Below are 18,459 nucleotides of genomic sequence, written 5' to 3' on the forward strand. Positions count from 1 at the left end.
TCCGTAGATGCTGGGATCGCTTTAGCGGACAGACGTCCGTTGTACGGACGTGGGGATGGAGCTTGATGACAGACACCGTGCCGGGGCCGCTGTCCGGCGTGCTGGTGGCCGACTTCTCCAGGATCCTGGCCGGCCCGTACGCCACGATGCTGCTGGCGGACCTGGGCGCCGACGTCGTCAAGGTCGAAGGCCCGGGCGGGGACGACACCCGGACGTGGACGCCACCCTCGCGCGGCGAGGTGTCCACGTACTACCTCGGGGTCAACCGGGGGAAGCGGTCGATCGCGCTCGACCTGCGCGACGAAGCCGACGCCGGGGTGGCCAGGGAGCTGGCCGCGCGTGCGGACGTGCTGGTGGAGAACTTCCGGCCGGGCGGGCTGGGCAAGTACGGGCTCGACTATGCCTCGGTGCGGGCCGCGAACCCGGGGATCGTGTACGCCTCCATCAGCGGGTTCGGCTCCGGGGCCGGGGCTCGGGTGCCGGGCTACGACCTGATGGTGCAGGCCATGTCCGGGCTGATGAGCCTCACGGGTGACCCGGACGGGCCGCCGTACCGGGCCGGGATCTCGGTGTTCGACGTGATGGCGGGTAACCACGCCGTCATCGGCATCCTCGCCGCGCTGCGCCACCGCGAGGCCACGGGGAGCGGGCAGCACGTCGAGGTGAACCTGATGTCGTCGGCGCTGACCGGGCTGGTCAACCAGAGCTCCGCGTACGTGGCCGGGGGCGTGGTGCCGTACCGGATGGGGAATGCGCATCCGAGCGTGTTCCCGTACGAGCCGCTGCCCACGGCCGACCACGAGCTGATCGTCGCGGCCGCGAACGACGGCCAGTTCAGGAAGCTGTGCGAGGTGCTCGGCATCCCGGAGGTGGCCGAGGACCCGCGCTTCGCCAGGAACGCCGGCCGCACCGCCAACCGCGAGGAGCTGCGGCCGATCCTGGTCGAGCGGCTCGTCCTGCGCTCCGCGGACGAGTGGTTCGAGCTGCTGGTGGAGGCCGGGGTGCCGAGCGGGCCGATCAACACCATCGACGGCGGGTTCGCCGCGGCGGAGCGGTTCGGGCTCGATCCTGTCGTGGTGGTGGGCGAGGGCGAGCGGGCGATGCCGACGACGCGGCACCCGATCCGGTTCTCCGAGACGCCGGCCGCCTACACACTGCCGCCACCGGAGCTGGACGAGCACGGCGCGGAGCTGCGCAAGTGGCTCACCGGCCCCGGGGAAGGCGAGCGGACGTGACGCGGGAGCGGGAATACCCCACCGCGCTCGGGGCGTCGTCGCCGACGTCGATCACCCTGCTCGGCCGGGACCTGGCCTCGGAGGTGATGGGCGAGGTGGGCTTCGGCGAGCTGGCCTTCTGGCTCGCCACCCAGCGCCGTCCCTCCCGGGGAGAGGTACGCCTGTTCGAGGCCGTGCTGGCCGCGCTGGCCGATCACGGGTTCACGCCGACCGCGATCGTGACACGGCTGACGTACCTGTCGGCGCCGGACTCCGTACAGGGGGCTCTGGCCGCTGGGCTGCTCGGCGGCGGCTCCCGCTTCCTCGGCGTCACCGAGGACTGCGGCCGATACCTCCACGACGTGCTGACCGCGCGGGAGGAGCTCCCCGCCGACGACGCCGGCTGGGACGATCTCGCCCTGGAGGCCGTACGGGCCCGGCGGGAGGCTCGGCAGCTGATCCCCGGGCTCGGCCACCACGTGCACAAGGACGGCGACCCCCGCACGCCCCGGCTGTTCGAGATCGCGGCCGAGGAGGGCCTGTTCGGGCCGCACCTGTCGCTGTTCGCCGCTGTCGGCCGCGTGCACCCGCGGGTCCTGGGCAGGACACTGCCGCTCAACGGCGCGGGCGCCTGCGGAGCGGCGCTGGCCGATCTGGGGCTGCCGCTGGAGTTGCTGCGCGGGTTCGCGCTGCTGGCCAGGACCGCCGGGCTGATCGGGCAGCTCGCCGAGGAGTTGCGGCGTCCCGTGGCCAACGACATCTTCCTCTCGGTGGACCTGAACAACGTTTCCATCCCGCCCGAGCCCTTCGCTGACGGAGGTCCGCATGGCTGAACTCGTCGCGGTCATCGCATCCACCCACCACCCCTTCTACTACCGAGCCAGCACCTCCACCGGCGAGGAGCGACCGCCGTTCGCCGACGAGTGGGTGCGCAAGGTGGAGGCGTTCAGGGAGACCCTGACCAGGGCCAGGCCGGATGTGCTGGTCATGGTCGGCTCCGACCACTTCCACCAGCTGTGGCTGGACAACATGCCGCAGTTCCTGGTCGGGAAGGCGCCCTTCTACGACGCGAACTTCTACAACGAGGAGCGCGAGTTCGGGCTGCCCAGGATGCTGTTCACGGGGCAGGAGGACCTGTCCTCCCACATCCTGCGTGAAGGGCTGGACGCCGGCTTCGACCTGGCCTTCTCCAACGAGCTGCGGATCGACCACTCGATCACGTGCCCGATCATCACTCTGCGCCCGCAGAACGACCTGCCGATCGTGCCCGTCTACACCAACATCTTCGCCCCTCCCTTACCGCGGCCGAAGCGGTTCGTGCAGCTCGGGCAGACCATCCGGCAGCTCGTCGAGTCGTGGCCGTCCGGCCGGCGGGTCGCGGTCATCGGCACCGGGCATCTGTCACTGGAGCTGGGCGGGCCACGCCAGTTCGGGCCGCACGGACCCGACCCCGAGTTCGACCGGCGCGCCGTCGAATGGATCTCCTCCGGCGACATCGAGGGCTGCCTGGCCGAGGTCACCCTCGACAGCCTCCACCTGCCGGGCAACGCCACGCACGGCTTCATGGACTTCATGCTGATGATGGGCGTGGCGGGCGAGGGCCAGAAGGCCGACTACGTGGACACGTACGACCTGTTCCACACCATGGAGGCGTACTTCACCTGGTACCCGAGCGGAGGCGGCCGATCGTGAGCAAATACCTGCTGAACAAGTTCCTCTTCACCGTCGACCGCGATGCCGAACTGGTCGAGCGCTACCGCGAGGAGCCGCGCGCCACCGTCGGCTGGTGGGAGTCCGAATACGCCAACCGCATCCTCGGCTGCCACTCCGGCGAGTCGTCCACGTGGCTGCGCTTCGACGACGTCGAGCGCGAGGCGCTGGTGACCCACGACTATCCGAAGCTGTTCGAGCTGGGTGCGCACCCGTTCCTCACGCTGACGCTGTTCATCGCGATGTTCGAGCGCGACCATCCGCCGCTGGGCTTCCAGACCGAGTACGCGCGGCGGCTGGCGCACATGCGGCTGCCGTACCCGGACATCGCGACCTGATGCGCACGGCCCGGATCGAGACCTGCGGCCGGCCGCCCGTGGTGGCCGACCGCACCCGTGCGCCGTGTCTTTAGGTTTTCGTGTCACCACTCTCGGTCATAGGTCAGCGATATGATCAGCGCGTGCAGCTCCGTTACAACTACCGGCTGTATCCCGACGCCGCGCAGCGTGAAGCGCTGGCCCGCGCGTTCGGCTGTGCGCGTGTGCTGTTCAATGACGGGCTGCGTGCCAGGCAGGATGCTCGCCAGGCCGGTTTGCCGTACATCTCGGACGTGGATCTGTCCAAGCGGGTCATCACCCAGGCCAAGACCTCGCCCGAGCGGGAGTGGCTGGGCGAGGTGTCAGCGGTGGTGTTGCAGCAGGCGCTCGCCGATCTGAACACCGCCTACCGCCACTTCTTCGCCAGCCTGTGCGGAGGGCGGAAAGGCCCAAGGTTTGGCGCGCCTCGGTTCCGCTCTCGCAAGGACAACCGGCAGGCGATCCGGTTCACCCGCAACGCCCGGTTCAAGGTTGGGGAGAAACTGTCCCTGCCGAAGGTCGGCGATATCACGGTCCGGTGGTCACGCCGGTTGCCGTCCGACCCCTCCAGCGTGACGGTGATCAAGGATGCGGCCGGCCGATACTTCGCCTCGTTCGTGGTCGAGACGAACGGACAACCCTTGTCTGGGACCGAGGAGGAAATCGGGATCGATCTGGGGGTGGGACACTTCGCGGTCCTGTCCGACGGGCGGAAGATCGACTCCCCGCGTTTCCTGCGCCGGGCGGAGAAGAAACTCCGCAAGCTTCAGCGGGCGCTGTCGCGCAAGCAGAAGGGATCGAAGAACCGGGGCAAGGCTCGCCTGAAGGTCGCCCGGCAGCACGCCAAGGTCGCCGACGCGCGTCGTGAGTTCCATCACCAGACCTCCACACGGATCATCGGTGAGAACCAAGCGGTGTTCGTGGAGGACCTGGCGGTCAAGGGGCTCGCCCGCACCAAACTGGCCAAGAGCGTGCACGACGCGGGCTGGTCGACGTTCGTCGCCATGCTGGAGTACAAGGCGAACCTGTACGGCAGAACGTTCGCCAAGATCGGCAGATTCTTCCCCTCCTCCAAGCTGTGCTCGTCGTGCGGAAGCGTCGCCGGGCAGATGCCGCTGAACGTCCGGGAATGGGCCTGCTCGTGCGGGGCAGTCCATGACCGGGACGTCAATGCTGCGATCAACATCCTCACCGCCGGACGGGCGGAGAGGCTAAATGCCTGCGGAGACCAGGTAAGACCACCGCGTGCAGTGGCGCAGGTCGATGAAACAGGAAGCCTTCGAGGTGCCGCATGAACTCATGCGACACGGGCGAGAATCCTCAGGCTTCACCCCGAGGAGCGCGTCAAACCAACAACGGGCTGACCCTGGAACAGCGCGCCGCGGCCATCACCATGATCGCGGAACAGGCGGCGCTGGGACGGCTGGCGGTGGCTCACGAGGTGGTGCCCCTGGAGTCGGCCGGAGAGGCGTGGCAACGGCAGGCGGCGGGCACAGCGGGTGGCCGCATCGTCCTGAGCATCGCCTGACCAGCGCGCGGCGACACCGCATCGCCCTGGGGCCGCCTGTCATGCCATGGTGCTGGACCCTAGGATCCGAGACGTGGCCAGATACTTCGATCTTCATCCAGACAATCCCCAGCCTCGCCTGATCAGCCAGATCGCCGAGATCCTGCGGACGGACGGGCTCATCGCCTATCCCACCGACTCGTGCTATGCCCTTGGATGCCGACCGGGCAACAAGGAGGGCCTTGACCGGATCAGGGAGATCCGCGGCCTTGGCAGCGACCACCACTTCACCCTGGTATGCCGTGACTTCGCGCAATTCGGTCAGTTCGTTCACCTGAGCAATGCGCTGTTCCGCCAGGTCAAGGCGGCGACTCCCGGCGGTTACACGTTCATTCTGCCCGCGACCAAGGAGGTGCCGCGGCGACTGCTGCATCCCCGGAAGAAGACGGTCGGCGTTCGCATCCCTGATCACGTCGTCACCCAGGCGCTGCTGGCCGAGCTCGGCGAGCCGCTGGTGTCCAGCACCCTGCTGCTGCCCGACGAGACCGAACCCTCGACGCAGGGCTGGGAGATCAAGGAGCGGCTCGACCACGTGGTGGACGCGGTCATCGACTCCGGCGAATGCGGCGCCACCCCGACGACCGTCGTCGACTTCTCGCAGGAGGAACCCGAGATTCTCCGCAGGGGCACGGGAGACACGTCCCTGTTCGAATAGGCGACGGCAGCGGTCTCGCCGACCGCGATCTCCAGGCCGAGTTCGACGTCTGAGGTCGGGGGCCGGCCGAGCGCCCTGGTGCCGCACGGGCCGTTGCGCCGAGCCCAGCGAAACTCAAGGGTTGCTGATTACCTGCGGAGATACTGGCCTCACCGGCCGCTGCGGGGCTGGTCGGCGGCCACCGCCTCACGCGTCGGCCCCCGGCCCCGCAACGCCGTCCAGCCGTGCCAGGCGAGCACGTAGCAGGCAAGAATCAACGCTGCTCCGTCGGCCCCACCCAAGATCATGCTTCGTACCAGGTCGTAGTCGCTCACCGCGGCACGATCCGAGGCCGCCCCGTAAGAGGCGCCCGCTGCCATCGCCAGCGCGGCCGCGGCCAGCACCACGCCGCGCGTCCGGCCCAGCACCACCCCCGGGCCCCGCCCAGGCTGGACCGGCGCGCGCCGATACCACAGCACGAGCCATCCGGCCAGGATCACCAGCCCGCCTGCCGAGCTGACGTACATCAGCATGTTGAACACCCGGTGCGCGCCGATGACCGGCTGCCGCAACGCCTGCCAGTGCGCCACCGCGAACCCGCCGACCTGCGTAAAGGCGTCCCAGAGCAGATGCGTGGCCATCCCGGCCAGCAGCGCCACCACCACCGCCACAGGCGCCGGCCGCGCCGGCTCCGGCAACCGGACACGCAGCCCGGCAGGAGCCAGCACGGTCAGCGGCGCCCGCAGCACCCGGTGGAACAGCACCAGCAGCACCACACCTGCCGGCAGGCCCAGGACAAGCGGCCCCCACCACGCGTGCGTGCTCGCCGACGAGAACGGCAGCGGCAGATAGTACGGCGCGTCAGGCATCACAGTCCCGATGGCCAGCGCCGACGAGGGCAACCACCGCCGCATCGGCAAGATCGCTGCAATATGGCTCACGGTGAAGGGCACACGCCATTATCGGCACCTCCAACCCGGACCACCACCTTGATCGACAAAGCCCGGTCCTCCGCTGCCCGCTGGTGGTCGGCGACCGTGAGAGCGCCGAGGCGGAATCGGTCTGGGACCCAGCAATGGTGCGGCTCTCCGGCAGGAGAACGAAGGCCCGCCGACCTCGAGGACCTGCTGACCCGGATCGAGCGACACGAACAGAAAGAGCACTCCCAGCAGCCCACCGGCTACGCCCACCAGCCTGCCGCACTACCAGCAGCTACGTGAACCCCCGAAGAACTTACGGGCGAGACCACTTAGCTTCCGGCCATGGCGATGACCAGTTTGCCGCCCATCGGGCGCTGCTCGCGCTCCAGCTCCGTCAGGGCGGGAATCGCCTCGGCCAACGGGACCGTACGGGCGATGGGCAGGCGCAGGGTCCGGGCCACCTCCTCCAGGTCGGCGGTCACCGGCCGGCCCATCATCGCCCGGAACGGGCCGGGCAGTGCGCTTCTGATCATTTTGGCCGGGGTTGGGACGATGTCGACGATGGTTCCGCCAGGCTTCAGCAGCGTTCGGGCCGCGGCGAAGGGAAGCATGCCGGGCGTGTCGAGGACGAGATCGAACCGTTCCGCGAGGGCGGCCGGGTCGAAGCCGAAACCCACGACCGGCTCGACGCCGAGCTCGTGGGCTTCGTCGGCCGCAGGGTTGCGGCAGCTGCCGGCGACCGAGGCTCCCCGCGCCCGGGCGAACTGGGCGGCGGCCCGGCTCACCCCGCCCAGGTACCCGTTGACGAAGACCGCCTGCCCGGGCCGGATTTCCGCCGTGGCCTGGTAGGCGGTCACGCCCACGGGCGGCAGGGCGGCGGCCTGCTCGTACGAAAGGTCCACCGGTTTGAGCACGACCGCCTTCTCCGGGGCCGTCACCATCTCGGCGAACGCCCCCGCCTGCCGGAACCGAGCCCGGCCGAGTACCGCGTCGCCGGCCTTCAGGCGGGTGACGCCGGCGCCGACCGCCTCGACGACTCCGGCGAAGTCGTGCCCCATCGCCCGGGGAAAGGAGCGGCCGGTCATCAGCTTCATCTCGCCGTTGCGCATCTTCCAGTCCAGCGCGTTGGAAGCCGCCGCTCGGACGCGGACGAGAACCTCATCCGGACCCGAGCGTGGTGGCTCGAACTCAGCGAGCCGCATCACCTCCGGGCCGCCGTAGCGGTCGTATTGAAGGCGCTTCACGAGGCGTATTCGTTCGAGATCTCGGTGGCGTAGTTCTTCCAGAGCGGTTGCATGGTCTCGGCGTTGACCGGCTGCCCGGAATCGATCATGGCCTTGAAGTCGCGGAAGTACTGCACATACAGGTCCGGCGTGAAGGTGTTCAGCATGACCGCGTTCTCGTCGCCGACGTTGGCGAACGTGTGCGGCGCCCCGGTCGGCACGATGACCCAGGTGCCCGGCCCGGCGTCGTATTGGTCCTCGCCGACGGTGAACCGGAAAGTTCCCGCCAGCACGTAGAAGCCCTCGTCATGCTGGGCGTGGCGATGCTGCAACGGGCTCGGGGTGCCCGGCGGAATGGTGACCTCGGCGAACCCCAGCCGGTGGTCGGTGTGCTCGCCGTTCTCCAGGATGCGGATCTGCTGCGCCCCGCTGCCGAGGATCTCGCCCTCACCGGGGCGGACGATGTTTACCTTCGCCACGACTTCTCCTATTGCTATTGCCTGCCTTGGTCACCACCATCCTTGTCCGGGCCGGCTGTGCGCGTCTTGGTCGTCTGTGCACGGTTGCTGGTTACCAGTGCACGGGCGTTGTAGCCGTACGTCGCCTTGAAGAGCTTGCTGAAATGGGTGGGATCGGAGAATCCCCACCGGGCGGCCACGGCGGTGACCGTACGTCCGCTTCCGGTCAGCTCGGCCCGGCAGCGCTCCAGGCGGCGACGGCGGATCAGGGCCGCGACGGTGAGCGGCTGGTCCTCGAACAGCTTGTGCAGCCGGCGTACGGATATGTTGTGGGTGGCGGCGATGCCAGGCGGGGACAGATCGGGATCGGCCAGCCGGGTCTCGATGTAGCCGGCGATCCGGCTCCGCAGCCACTCGTCCGGGGCCGGTTGTTCGTCGCCGAGCCGGGCCTCCAGTGCGACCGCGATCAGCTCGACGACGGCCGCCGCCGACCGCAGCGCCTCCGCCTCGCGGAACTCGGTCGCCGACCACGCCGACTCCCGGGCCAGCACGGAGACGAGAGCGCCCGGGCCGTGGCTGCCGTCGATGCGTACGCCGATGAGCCGGTCGATCTGCGCGGGCCGGATCCGAAGCTCCCGGCGCGGAACCAGGATGGTGACGTGCGCCGCGGCGGTGCTCTCGAACCGGAGCGTACGCGTGGGATCGAGCAGTACCAGGTCGGTCGGCCCGAGTTCGGCGTCGCCGCGCCCTTGCTCGATCCGCGTCCGGCCCCGGGTCATCACCTTGACCGCCAGGTTCTCGCCGTCGGAGGCGTCGCGCTCCCGCCCGATGCAGGCGCTCTCGGGCGTGTCGAGGGAGACCAGCCGCAGCGGCCCGAGGTCACGGGTGGCGATCCCGCCCCGGAAGCTGGCCCCGGCCAGCTTGTTGATCAGCGGCGGAAACCCGCTGGCGGCCAGCTCGTCCTGGAACGACTCAAGGTTGCCGATCACCGGTCAATGATAACGGCGACACTTCTGCTCAGGCACGGTGTTCGGCGGCGGGTTACAGCGGCGCCGGCCCGCATCTGCTCTACCAGGCTCTGGTGCACGCGGTGGACGGCTCAGTCGCGCCGGCGACCGACGGCCGAACGGTGAGCGCAGCACCGATATCGGAATCGGTGGTAACCGCCGCGATGGACTTCGAGATGTGTTCACGCTCGTTGGCGATCAACTGGAGTCCGCTGGTGGACGCGGCTGTGACGGCCAGCCTGCCGACACCCATAACCGCCGGCCGGGTACCGGGTTGCGAAGCCCCGTCGTCTTGAGCGCCGGCCGGTAACGTCTGGTGAGCACCACCGCGGTCACCGCCGCAAAGAACGCGGCAGCGAGGATCGCGCGTGGTCTTCGTGATCGCATGAATGAGTGTCTCTTTTGCCGGTCAGCCTAGCGTTATGCGCACACGACGCTGGGAAGCCGGGAATGGGAACGGCATCGACGCTCGGACCGATCGGACCTGCCGATCTGCGGTCGGCGGCATCGTTTCGACGTTCGAGGCCGGTCACTCGGTGTAACCCCGCGTGGTCTGGCGAGGTGGGTGAAATCGGGACTCTGTTCAAACGGCGTGGATGTCGATCAGCGGAGCCGGTCGATTGTTGAGCTCGCGGGATCGCGTTCACCAGCCCGGAACGCAGCGACCAGATCGCCCGCCGCAAAGCCAAGGGCTCCCGCGGCGGACGCCCACCCGCCTTCGATCCCGAGCGCTACACCGGCCGCAACGTCGTCGAGCGCTGCTTCAACCGACTCAAACAGTTCCGTGCAATCGCCACCCGCTACGCCAAACGCGTCACCTACTACCGCTCAGAAATCATCATCGCCGCCATCGTGTTATGGCTGCTTGCCGACCTACAGGACACGCCCTAAGCCGGTGCGGGGCCTACTCAAAGGGCTCACTCCCCCGCACCGGCACTTCTCCAGAAACGGAAAATCATCACGGAACGCAATCTTCTGGTGATCGGGGCGACCGGCAAGACCGGTGGCCACACCGCCGAACTGCTGCTTCAGCGCGGCCACCACGTTCGCGCGCTCGTCCGCCGAGTCGACGAGCGCTCCGAGAGACTTGCCGGCCTCGGGGCGCAGATCGTGGAAGGCGATGTCCAGGACCTCAACTCCCTGACGGAGGCGGCGAAGGGGATCGATGCCCTGTACTTCACGTACCCGATCTTTCCCGGCCTGATGGACGCCACGGCAAACGTGGCCGTGGCGGCGGAGGAGAACGGGGTGCAGGCGATCGTGAACATGTCGCAGATCTCCGCTCGCCGTGAATCCGCCAGCAACGCAGCACGCCAGCACTGGGTCGCCGAGCGTATTCTGGACCGCTTCCCGGTGGCCGTCACCCACATCCGTCCCACCTTCTTCGCCCAGTGGCTGATCAACATGTGGGACGGAAGTGGCGAGCTGCGGTTTCCCTTCGCCGACGGACGGCACGCCCCGATCGCTGCCAGTGATCAGGCAAGGGTGATCGCGGCCATCCTGGAGGACCCCGCCCCACACGCCGGCAAGATCTACCCCCTCTACGGGCCGGTGGAGCTCAACCACTACGAGATCGCCGAGAAGATGTCGAAGGCGCTCGGCCGTCAGGTGACCTACGTGCCCATCGACCTCGACGAATTCGCCGCCATCCTGGAGAAGCGCGGCACATCGCCCCACATGATCCAGCACCTTCTCGCCGTCGCGGTCGACTACCGCAACGGCATCTTCGCCGGCACGAACAACCTCGTGAAGAAGATCGGCGGCACCGACCCCCTCGATGTCGAGAGCTTCGTCGCCCAGAACCGGGCGTTCTACGACTCACACACCGTCTAAAACCCAGGAGAAAACGGTAAGTGTTTGGATTATCACAAGATCGTCTCGTGGATTCGGCCTGGAATCACGCGCGGCGCTCGCGGCAGGACATCAGGTGCCGGCAACTGTACGACCGTCCGCGAGCAGTTCCCCGACGCCGGTGACGCGCTGCTGACCGTGCCATTGAACTTGACCGGCCCCGAGAGCATCGACGCAGCAGTCGAACGGTTCGGACGCATCGACGTCCTGGCCAACAACGCCGGCACCGACCTGATCGACGACTACGCGGCCACCGCCGGCACCACGCGTGAAGCGGCCACGGGGCTCAACCACGCCAAGGCCGCCCGCTCCATCGTGGAGATGGCCGCAGCCCCCGAGCCGCCACTGCGCCTCCAACTCGGAGCCGACACCCTGCGTCGCGGGCGCTGAACTCGTAGCCGAGCCCGCTGCGCATGTAGCGGGTGACCCACGGGTGCCACCGAAATAGTCTGGTCGACCGATCTGCCGGGACCGGGCCGCAAGCCGCGTCTCGCGCAGGCCGAACGCTCTCAGATCATCGCGCCGGCCAAGAGCCCGCCACCGGGGCATCCGCGCTGGGAGGACCACGGTGAGCTGAGAGCCGCCGACGAAAACGGGCCGACGGTGTGGACGCGATCTTCGCGGCCACATCCTTGTAGATACCGAAGAACCAGTCGAATAGCGCTGGAACAGCCAGTGCGCCAGTTCGTCTCCTACGGTGCCTGAGTGTCTCCTGCCGAGACCTTGTCCGAGGCCATCGCCGCTGCGGCGTCCATCGGCGGATCCGCCGGCCCAGAGCGCCGCCCGGCGCCGGCGCGGCGCCGGGCGCGACCGCGCTCCACCAGCCACCATTCCACGATCAGCAGGGGGACGGTCCAGCCGAGCCAGGTCGTCACGCCGGCGGATGCCTTGATCACCTCCTGCATGTCCCCGCCGTAGGTCGTCTCGAACTCGGGCAGGAGAATGAGGAACATCACCAGGCCCCAGATGCGGTTGGTGATGATCGAGGCGGTCAGCGCGAAGCTGCGCAGCATCCACCGACGGTGATCGGCGTACCTGTGCTGGCGGGCCATGCGAAATCCGGTGACGGTGAACAGGGTCCACAGCGTCGCGAGCAGCATGTTGCTGACTCGCGCGCCATCGCCGTACGGGGTGCTCGCGCCCACGACGAAGCCGGCGAGACCGCCCGGTATAACCCCACCGAAGATGTACACGCGTCCGATCCTGCGGTGCGCGACCGGGTGACGCTCCCGGAACCACGGCCAGACCTGCAAGCCGCAGGTCAGTAACGCCACCGAGGAGAACATCACATGCGCGGCCAGGAAGGGATAGTAGAGCGGAAAGCCTTCTGGCGGCGGCACGCGAGACAAGGCCGGATCGAGCGAGGTATAGGGCGGAATGGAGAACGCGAGGAAGCCGAGCACCACCAGCATCAGCGGCACGACCCAGGGGCGCTTCCACAGCCGCAGCTTCTGTACGGCAGGCGGCGGCGTGGCGTGATGTGCTGGTTTCGCGAAATCAGTCATGCACGGAGCTTGGGGTCAGGCGCTTACCACTCACCTACCGCGCACTGACCGGCGGCATACCGTGTCGGACTTGCGGTCGGACGCCGTGCGCGAGCCGCCCTGAACTACGGTTAATCGGCGTGGTGGTACTCACTGATCGTGCCTGCAACGACAGGTTCCCGGCAGGCGTACCGACCGTGCGCCTACCGTTCGCCGGCCATCCGGCTGATCTCGGTCAGCGCGGCGTCAATGCGCGTGCGGGTGTCCTCGGTGCTGTACCACTCCGCGGGGCACTCGTCACGGGCCCGGGCGAGGAGGGCGCGCGCCTCCGCCAGGTCGCCGCGTGACAGCTCCACCTCTCCCATACCGAGATATGCCCAAGCCATCGTCTCCATGGAGCCGTATCTGCGCGACAGCTCGGCGGCCAGCTGGTAGTCGGCCCCCGCGCCCGCCGGATCGCCCAGGCTCAGCAGGGCGTCGCCCCGCCGGCACAGCGCCTCGGCGATCTCCGTCCCGGCGCCCAGCTCGCGTGCCGTCGCCAGCGCTTCACCGGCCAGGGTGTGGGCCTTGCGGTGGTCGCCCTGCTTCTGGTGCAGAGAGCCAAGTCCGGACAGCACCAGCACGGTGCCCCAGCGCTCGCCGATGGCCTTGAACGCGGCCAGGCTCCGTTCGAAATGGGTCAGGGCCTGCTCCACGTCGCCGAGCACGTCGAGCACGAACGCCCAGCCGGCCATGGCCAGCGCCGCCTGCCAGGGGGAAAGACTGGCGGACTTCCGCATGACCTCTCCGTAGGCGTCCATGAAGTCGCCGGGCGGTCCCGTGAACATCGACAGCAGCATCATCAGGAACTCGACGCGCTGTGGCACGTAGGTCAGCGGAAGCAGCTCGCGGACCTCCTGCAGGTGGGCACGGAGCTCGTCGTCGATCTCGCCGGCCCAGGCAGTGACGAGCACGCACATGACGTACTCCTCCTCCATGCCGTCGAACCGGTGTGAGCCCAGCATGGTCAGCAGCGCGTCGGCCAGACCGGCGGTGGCGGTGCGGTTGCCGCGCATCCACCAGTAGCAGGCGCTGTGCGCCAGCAGCCGCAGCGCCGTCTCCAGCCGCCCCGACTGGGTCGCCCAGCGCACGGCCGCGCTGAGGTCGTCGCTCTCCTCGTCCAGCCTGGCCAGCCACTCCAGCTGCTCGCAGGTGCGCAGCCGCGCGTCGGCCGCGACGACCAGGTCCAGGTAGTACGCGGCATGCGCGTCACGCATCGCCTCCACCTCGCCGGACTCGACCAGCCGCTCCGCGCAGAACGCCTGGATGGTCTCCAGCATCCGGTAACGCCCGCCCACGAACTCCACCAGCGACTTCTCCGCCAGCGAGAACAGCACCTCCTCCGGCAGACCGCACACCAGCTCGGCCGCCTCGGGCCGCGCGCCGCCCACGAACACGGTCAGCCGCCTGGCCATCCGCTGCTCGTCCTCGTCCAGCAGGTCCCAGCTCCACGCGACGACCGCGCGCAACGTCTGGTGCCGGGGCAGCGCCGTACGACTGCCGCGCGTCAGCAACCGGAACCGGTCGTCCAGCCGCGCCGCCACGTCGGACACCGACAGCGTACGCAGCCGCGCCGCCGCCAGCTCGATGGCCAGCGGCAGCCCGTCCAGCGACCGGCAGATGCGCACGACCTGCGCAGCGTTGCCCTTGTCCACGGCAAAGCCCGGATGAACGGCCGCGGCCCGGTCGGCGAACAGCCGGACGGCCGGGTAGTTCAGCGGGTAGACCGCCTCGGGCGGCGGCAGCCGCAGCGGCGCCACGGGCAGAATCGCCTCGCCGGTGATGCCCAGAGCCTCCCGGCCGGTCGCCAGCACCCGCAGCCCCTGGCAGGCGGCCAGCAGCACGTCGGCCAGCTCAGCGGTGGCCGCGATGAGGTGTTCGCAGTTGTCCAGCACCAGCAGCAGCTCGCGGTCGGCGAGCGCGGTGACCAGTCGTGTGACCGGCTCCACGACCGGTCCCGCCGGCGGTGTGCGCAGGGCGTCGCGGATGCCGAGTGCGGCCAGCACGGCCCTGGGCACGTCCGCGACGTCGGAGACCGGCGCGAGCGGCACGAAGCAGACGTCCCCCGGCTCCTGCTCGGCCGCCTCGATCGCGAGCCGGGTCTTGCCCGCGCCGCCCGGTCCGATCAACGTGATCAGCCTGGCGACCCGCAGGCTCGCGCCGACCTGGGCGAGCTCCTCGGCGCGGCCGACGAAGCTGGTGAGCTGCGCCCGCAGCCCGTGCCGTTCAACGGCCGTGCGTGGCGCGGACGTGCCCAACGCCGGGTCGGCCCGCAGCACGGCCAGGTGCGCGGCGGCCAGTTCGGGACCCGGCTTGACGCCGAGCTCCTCGTCCAGGATCTTCCTGGCCTCGTCGTAGACGGTCAGCGCTTCGGCTTGGCGGCCGCTGCCGTAGAGAGCGCGCATGAGCTGTGCCCGCAGCCGCTCCTGCAGGGGGTGAGCGGCGATGAGCCGGCTCAGCTCGGCGACCAGCTCCCGATGCCGGCCCAGGTCCAGATCGGCCTGCACGCGGTCCTCGACGGCGGCCAGCCACTGCTCCTCCAGCGCCGTCGCGGCGGCCTCGGCGTGCGGGGCGTCGACCAGCGGAGCGCCCCGCCATAGCTTCAGCGCCTCCCGCAGCAGCGTGGCCGCCCGGCCCGGGTCGCCGCCGGCCAGCGCCTGCCCGCCTGCCCGCGCGAGCTGCTCGAATCGCCGCACGTCCACGTCCTGCGGGTCGGCGATCAGCCGGTAGCCGGCCGGGTGGAACTCCACCAGGTCCCTGCCCAGCGATCGGCGCAGCCTGGACACCTGCGACTGCAGCGCGTTGGCCACGCCCTCTGGGGGACGAGCGCCGTACATGCCCGCCGCCAGCTGCTCCGCACCCACGATGCGCCCGGCATGCAGGGCGAGCAGCGTGAGCAGGGCCCGCCCCCGGGGGCCGCCGAGCGCGACGGGCTCGCCATCCTCGCCCAGCGCGATCGTGGGCCCGAGGATCTGGAAGCGCATGCGTCGATTATCGCGGATGCGGCAGGGGCGTGACCCCGACGCCAACCTGCACACAAAAGATCCCGCCATCCTCCGGATTGTTGTAGTGCTGCGAGGGTGCGGCCGCGTTTGACGGTTTTGCCGACGTCGTAGCGGGGTGCGGGCCGGCAGTTGGGGATGCCGGGTGGGCGTCCGGGGCCGGGCTTGGAGGATTTGGGTTCATCGGCCGGCTGGGCAAGCGCGGGACGCAGGTTTCGAAACCCGCGCCGGACGCGGGCGGGAGTGAGCCGACCCCGCGCGGCCGGTTTCTCCCATGGATGACGCAGGTCCTCGGTCAGACGGCGACCCAGGCGAGCCCTAGGCTGGCCTGGTGTCCGAGGACGCCGGACTGCGGGGCTTGCGGCGAACGGCTGCGGCCGGGCGCACGGCCGGGGCCGTGTTCTGCTTGTCGATGTGTCGATCCAGGCAGTGCGAGGAGCGATACCGATCGCTGATCGCAGGGCGACGCTGTGGGAAGCCCGCCACTTCCCACGGAAAGTGGCGGGCCGAAAAGCCCGTGCGCCTGTCGGTCAGTAGCCGACGGTGAAGCGCTGCCGGCGGTGGCTGGGCTGCTCGATCTCGTCGAGGAGGGCGACCGCGTAGTCCTCCACACTGATGGCGCTGTTGCCGTCGTCGTCGGTGATGAGGTCGTCCAGGGCGGTGCGGTAGCTGCCGGTGCGGGTGCCGGGCTCGATCGTGGCCGAGGGGCTGATGCTGGTCCAGTCGACGTCGTTGACGGTCCGGTAGTAGTCGAGGGCGTCGCCGTGGGCGTGCATGATCTGCAGCAGGAAGTCGGGCAGGCCCGGGGCGTCCCACACCTGCTTGCCGTCGGGGGTGCGCAGGGACCCGGCCCCGCCGACGGTGATCAGGCGGGGTGCCTGCTCACCGAGGGTCCGCAGTACTTCGGTGAGGGCGACGGCGGCAGGCTTGATGGTGGCGATGTGGCCGGGGCCGTCACCGCCGCCGACAGCGCTGACGACGACGTCGTGGCCCTTCGCGGCGGCGGCGATCGACGGGGCGTCGAGGACGTCGCCGGTGGTGATGGCCAGGTTCGCGTGGTGTTCGGTGACCTTGGCGGGGTCACGGACGACGGCGGTGACGGTGTGGCCGCGGTCGAGGGCCTCGCGGACGATGGCGGAGCCGATGGTGCCGTTGGCGCCGAAGACAGCGATGTTCGTCATGGCAGTGTTTTCCTTCGTGAATTGTCGTGGTGGTCAGGCGGAGGCGGGGGCCAGGTGCCGGTCCAGGGCCTCAGTGAGCTGGAGGGCGCTGGAGATCGGTCCGCCGAGCCGGTGGTTGCCGGTGGGGGTGTGCAGGAGCAGGGTCGGGTAGGCGTCGACGCCGAGCCGGCGCAGTTCCCGGAAGCCGCTTTCGGCTTCGGTGCGGGTGGCCGGGTCGAGGAAGGCTTCGATGACGGCACTGACGTCGAGGCCGTGCCCGGCGGCGATGGACCGGTACACGTCGAGGTCGGAGAGGCTGTGGCCGTCGACGCACCAGGCGCGCTGGAGGGCGCTCGCCAGTTCGAGAGTACGTCCGGGAGCCTGGCGGCTCAGCGCGACCAGGCCGACGGCGGCGTCGGTGGAGTCCAGCACCAAGGTCCCCTTGGCCACGGCGTGGTGATAGCCCTCACCGAAGGTGACCCCGGTGGCGGCGGCGATACGCTGGGTGGCGTCCGGGATGTGCGGGTACGCCGCCACGGGCAGGGCGCGCGGGCCGGAGAAGAGCCCCCCGGACAACACCCGCAGCTCGATACGGTCCGCGTTGCCGTCAGCGAACTGCCGCAGCGCCGGGCCCAAGCCGTAGCACCAGCCGCAGTAGGCGTCGAACGCGTACGTCAGACGAATGCGGTCTGCCATTCGAGGCCTCCTTAGATTGGTAGAAGTCAGTCATCGACATCGGCCGAGATCTTCGACGTCCTTGCCGCCGCTTATGCTCTCGACTGATGTCAACGATAGGAGCCGCGAACGGTTCCGCCCAGGTACGGTGAGGACTCATCGTGGTGAAAAACGGACAAGCATCGATTCCGGAGATCCAGTACGTGCCGCCGGCGGCCGGCGCGGTCGGTGTCGAAGTGATGCCGATCGCCGAACTGCGCCGCCGTATGCATCGCCACGGCGGGGCGGACGGCGCCCGGGAAACCGAGGGCGCCGGCGGCGCACAGCGCCCGGACTTCCACCTGCTCCTCACGGTGGAACAGGGGCTGCTGTGGCACATGGTCGACTTCGCCGACTACGCCGTCACCGACAGCACCTGGCTGTGGGTCCGCCCCGGCCAGGTACAGCGCTTCGGCGACCTCAGCGCGGCGAACGGCACTCTGGTGCTGTTCCAGCCCGACTTCCTCGACCCCGCCACCGCCACCGACGTCCGTCTCGACGACCCCTTCGGACGCACCCTGTGGCAGATCACCGGAGAGGACGCCCCCGCCCTGCACCGGGCCCTCGACCACCTCGCCCACGAATACGGCACCACCCACATGCCGGCCCCCACCCGCTCCGCCATCCTCCAGCGGCTGCTCGCCGTGCTCCTGCTGCGCCTGACCCACTTGACCGCACCCGTGGGCACCCTGCCCGCCGAGCACGCGGAAACCTTCCAGCGCTTCCGCGCCGCCGTCGAGACCGACTTCACCCGGGCCCGCGACGTCGGACACTACGCACGCCTCCTCGGATACTCGCCGCGCACCTTGACCCGGGCCGCGCTCGCCGCGGCCGGCGTCGGCGCCAAGGAGTTCATCGACCGTCGCGTCGTGCTGGAGGTCAAACGCCTCCTCGCCCACGGCGACGAACCCGTCGCGGGCATCGGGACCCGCCTCGGCTTCCTCGACACCAGCAACTTCGTCAAATACTTCATCCAGCGCACCGGCACCACACCAGCCACCTTCCGTAGCCGGTACCGCCAGGCCCGGGTCACCCGCTGAACCCGCCGCGTCCGATGTGCGCTACGTCTCATCCGCGGGCCGTTACGCCGGATGCGCGGCTGGTGTCTCTATGCCGAGTC

The 18,459-nt window shown here is 69.4% G+C and carries 18 protein-coding genes; 10 read left to right on the plus strand and 8 right to left on the minus strand.

The window, feature by feature from the left end:
• Positions 1-65: 65 nt before the first annotated feature.
• The 7 genes from ACGFNP_RS47805 to ACGFNP_RS47835 all read left to right on the plus strand — a co-directional run bounded on the left by ACGFNP_RS47805 (position 66) and on the right by ACGFNP_RS47835 (position 5,502).
• Complete coding sequence (locus tag ACGFNP_RS47805) at positions 66-1,235, plus strand: CoA transferase (protein ID WP_358327335.1); 1,170 nt, start codon at positions 66-68, stop codon at positions 1,233-1,235.
• Positions 1,232-2,047 carry a citryl-CoA lyase gene (locus ACGFNP_RS47810; RefSeq protein WP_358327337.1) on the plus strand — a complete coding sequence of 272 codons (816 nt, stop codon included), beginning with the start codon at positions 1,232-1,234 and terminating at the stop codon, positions 2,045-2,047. Before ACGFNP_RS47805 ends, ACGFNP_RS47810 begins: the two co-directional genes overlap by 4 nt.
• Entirely contained in the window at positions 2,040-2,906 is an 867-nt protein-coding gene (locus ACGFNP_RS47815; RefSeq protein ID WP_358327339.1) for an extradiol ring-cleavage dioxygenase, read from the plus strand. Before ACGFNP_RS47810 ends, ACGFNP_RS47815 begins: the two co-directional genes overlap by 8 nt.
• Positions 2,903-3,262 (plus strand): hypothetical protein, encoded by a 360-nt coding sequence (locus ACGFNP_RS47820; RefSeq protein WP_358327341.1) that lies wholly within the window; start codon positions 2,903-2,905, stop codon positions 3,260-3,262. The genes ACGFNP_RS47815 and ACGFNP_RS47820 overlap by 4 nt, the downstream gene beginning before the upstream one ends.
• A 122-nt stretch (positions 3,263-3,384) precedes the next feature.
• Positions 3,385-4,575 carry an RNA-guided endonuclease InsQ/TnpB family protein gene (locus ACGFNP_RS47825; protein ID WP_393329724.1) on the plus strand — a complete coding sequence of 397 codons (1,191 nt, stop codon included), beginning with the start codon at positions 3,385-3,387 and terminating at the stop codon, positions 4,573-4,575.
• Entirely contained in the window at positions 4,572-4,808 is a 237-nt protein-coding gene (locus ACGFNP_RS47830) for a hypothetical protein (protein ID WP_393329726.1), read from the plus strand. Before ACGFNP_RS47825 ends, ACGFNP_RS47830 begins: the two co-directional genes overlap by 4 nt.
• 73 nt (positions 4,809-4,881) lie before the next feature.
• The gene (locus tag ACGFNP_RS47835; RefSeq protein WP_393329727.1) at positions 4,882-5,502 is read left to right on the plus strand and encodes an L-threonylcarbamoyladenylate synthase; all 621 of its coding nucleotides are present in this window, start codon (positions 4,882-4,884) and stop codon (positions 5,500-5,502) included.
• Positions 5,503-5,651: 149 nt separating this feature from the next.
• Here ACGFNP_RS47835 and ACGFNP_RS47840 read toward each other — a convergent pair whose 3' ends face one another.
• The 4 genes from ACGFNP_RS47840 to ACGFNP_RS47855 form a co-directional block, all read right to left on the minus strand.
• Positions 5,652-6,434, minus strand: a complete 783-nt coding sequence (locus tag ACGFNP_RS47840; RefSeq protein WP_393329729.1) for a DUF4184 family protein — start codon at positions 6,432-6,434, stop codon at positions 5,652-5,654.
• Between the two features lie 296 nt (positions 6,435-6,730).
• Positions 6,731-7,645 (minus strand): NADP-dependent oxidoreductase, encoded by a 915-nt coding sequence (locus tag ACGFNP_RS47845; RefSeq protein ID WP_393329730.1) that lies wholly within the window; start codon positions 7,643-7,645, stop codon positions 6,731-6,733.
• Positions 7,642-8,103 (minus strand): cupin domain-containing protein, encoded by a 462-nt coding sequence (locus tag ACGFNP_RS47850; RefSeq protein WP_024494953.1) that lies wholly within the window; start codon positions 8,101-8,103, stop codon positions 7,642-7,644. The genes ACGFNP_RS47845 and ACGFNP_RS47850 overlap by 4 nt, the downstream gene beginning before the upstream one ends.
• 14 nt (positions 8,104-8,117) lie before the next feature.
• A complete protein-coding gene (locus tag ACGFNP_RS47855) occupies positions 8,118-9,071 on the minus strand; it encodes a helix-turn-helix domain-containing protein (protein WP_393329732.1) in 954 nt (317 codons plus the stop codon).
• A 996-nt stretch (positions 9,072-10,067) separates the two neighbouring features.
• Between ACGFNP_RS47855 and ACGFNP_RS47860 the strand changes: the two genes are divergently transcribed.
• Positions 10,068-10,922: an NmrA family NAD(P)-binding protein gene (locus tag ACGFNP_RS47860; RefSeq protein ID WP_393329733.1), complete on the plus strand. Its 855-nt coding sequence runs from the start codon at positions 10,068-10,070 to the stop codon at positions 10,920-10,922.
• Positions 10,923-10,946: 24 nt separating this feature from the next.
• Positions 10,947-11,330, plus strand: a complete 384-nt coding sequence (locus ACGFNP_RS47865; protein ID WP_393329735.1) for a hypothetical protein — start codon at positions 10,947-10,949, stop codon at positions 11,328-11,330.
• Between the two features lie 302 nt (positions 11,331-11,632).
• Here ACGFNP_RS47865 and ACGFNP_RS47870 read toward each other — a convergent pair whose 3' ends face one another.
• The 4 genes from ACGFNP_RS47870 to ACGFNP_RS47885 form a co-directional block, all read right to left on the minus strand.
• Positions 11,633-12,445, minus strand: a complete 813-nt coding sequence (locus ACGFNP_RS47870; protein ID WP_358327359.1) for a DUF2306 domain-containing protein — start codon at positions 12,443-12,445, stop codon at positions 11,633-11,635.
• 182 nt (positions 12,446-12,627) lie between these two features.
• Positions 12,628-15,447, minus strand: coding sequence for an ATP-binding protein (locus ACGFNP_RS47875; RefSeq protein ID WP_393329737.1), 2,820 nt, complete (start codon positions 15,445-15,447; stop codon positions 12,628-12,630).
• 548 nt (positions 15,448-15,995) lie between these two features.
• Positions 15,996-16,646, minus strand: coding sequence for an NAD(P)-dependent oxidoreductase (locus ACGFNP_RS47880; protein ID WP_393329739.1), 651 nt, complete (start codon positions 16,644-16,646; stop codon positions 15,996-15,998).
• 33 nt (positions 16,647-16,679) lie between these two features.
• Positions 16,680-17,321 (minus strand): DsbA family protein, encoded by a 642-nt coding sequence (locus tag ACGFNP_RS47885; protein ID WP_393329741.1) that lies wholly within the window; start codon positions 17,319-17,321, stop codon positions 16,680-16,682.
• 143 nt (positions 17,322-17,464) lie between these two features.
• Here ACGFNP_RS47885 and ACGFNP_RS47890 point away from each other — a divergent pair, with 143 nt between their 5' ends.
• Positions 17,465-18,379, plus strand: coding sequence for a helix-turn-helix domain-containing protein (locus tag ACGFNP_RS47890; protein WP_393329743.1), 915 nt, complete (start codon positions 17,465-17,467; stop codon positions 18,377-18,379).
• Positions 18,380-18,459: the final 80 nt, after the last annotated feature.

The sequence above is a fragment of the Nonomuraea sp. NPDC049269 genome, assembly GCF_043197155.1.
In the GTDB taxonomy this organism is placed as follows: domain Bacteria; phylum Actinomycetota; class Actinomycetes; order Streptosporangiales; family Streptosporangiaceae; genus Nonomuraea.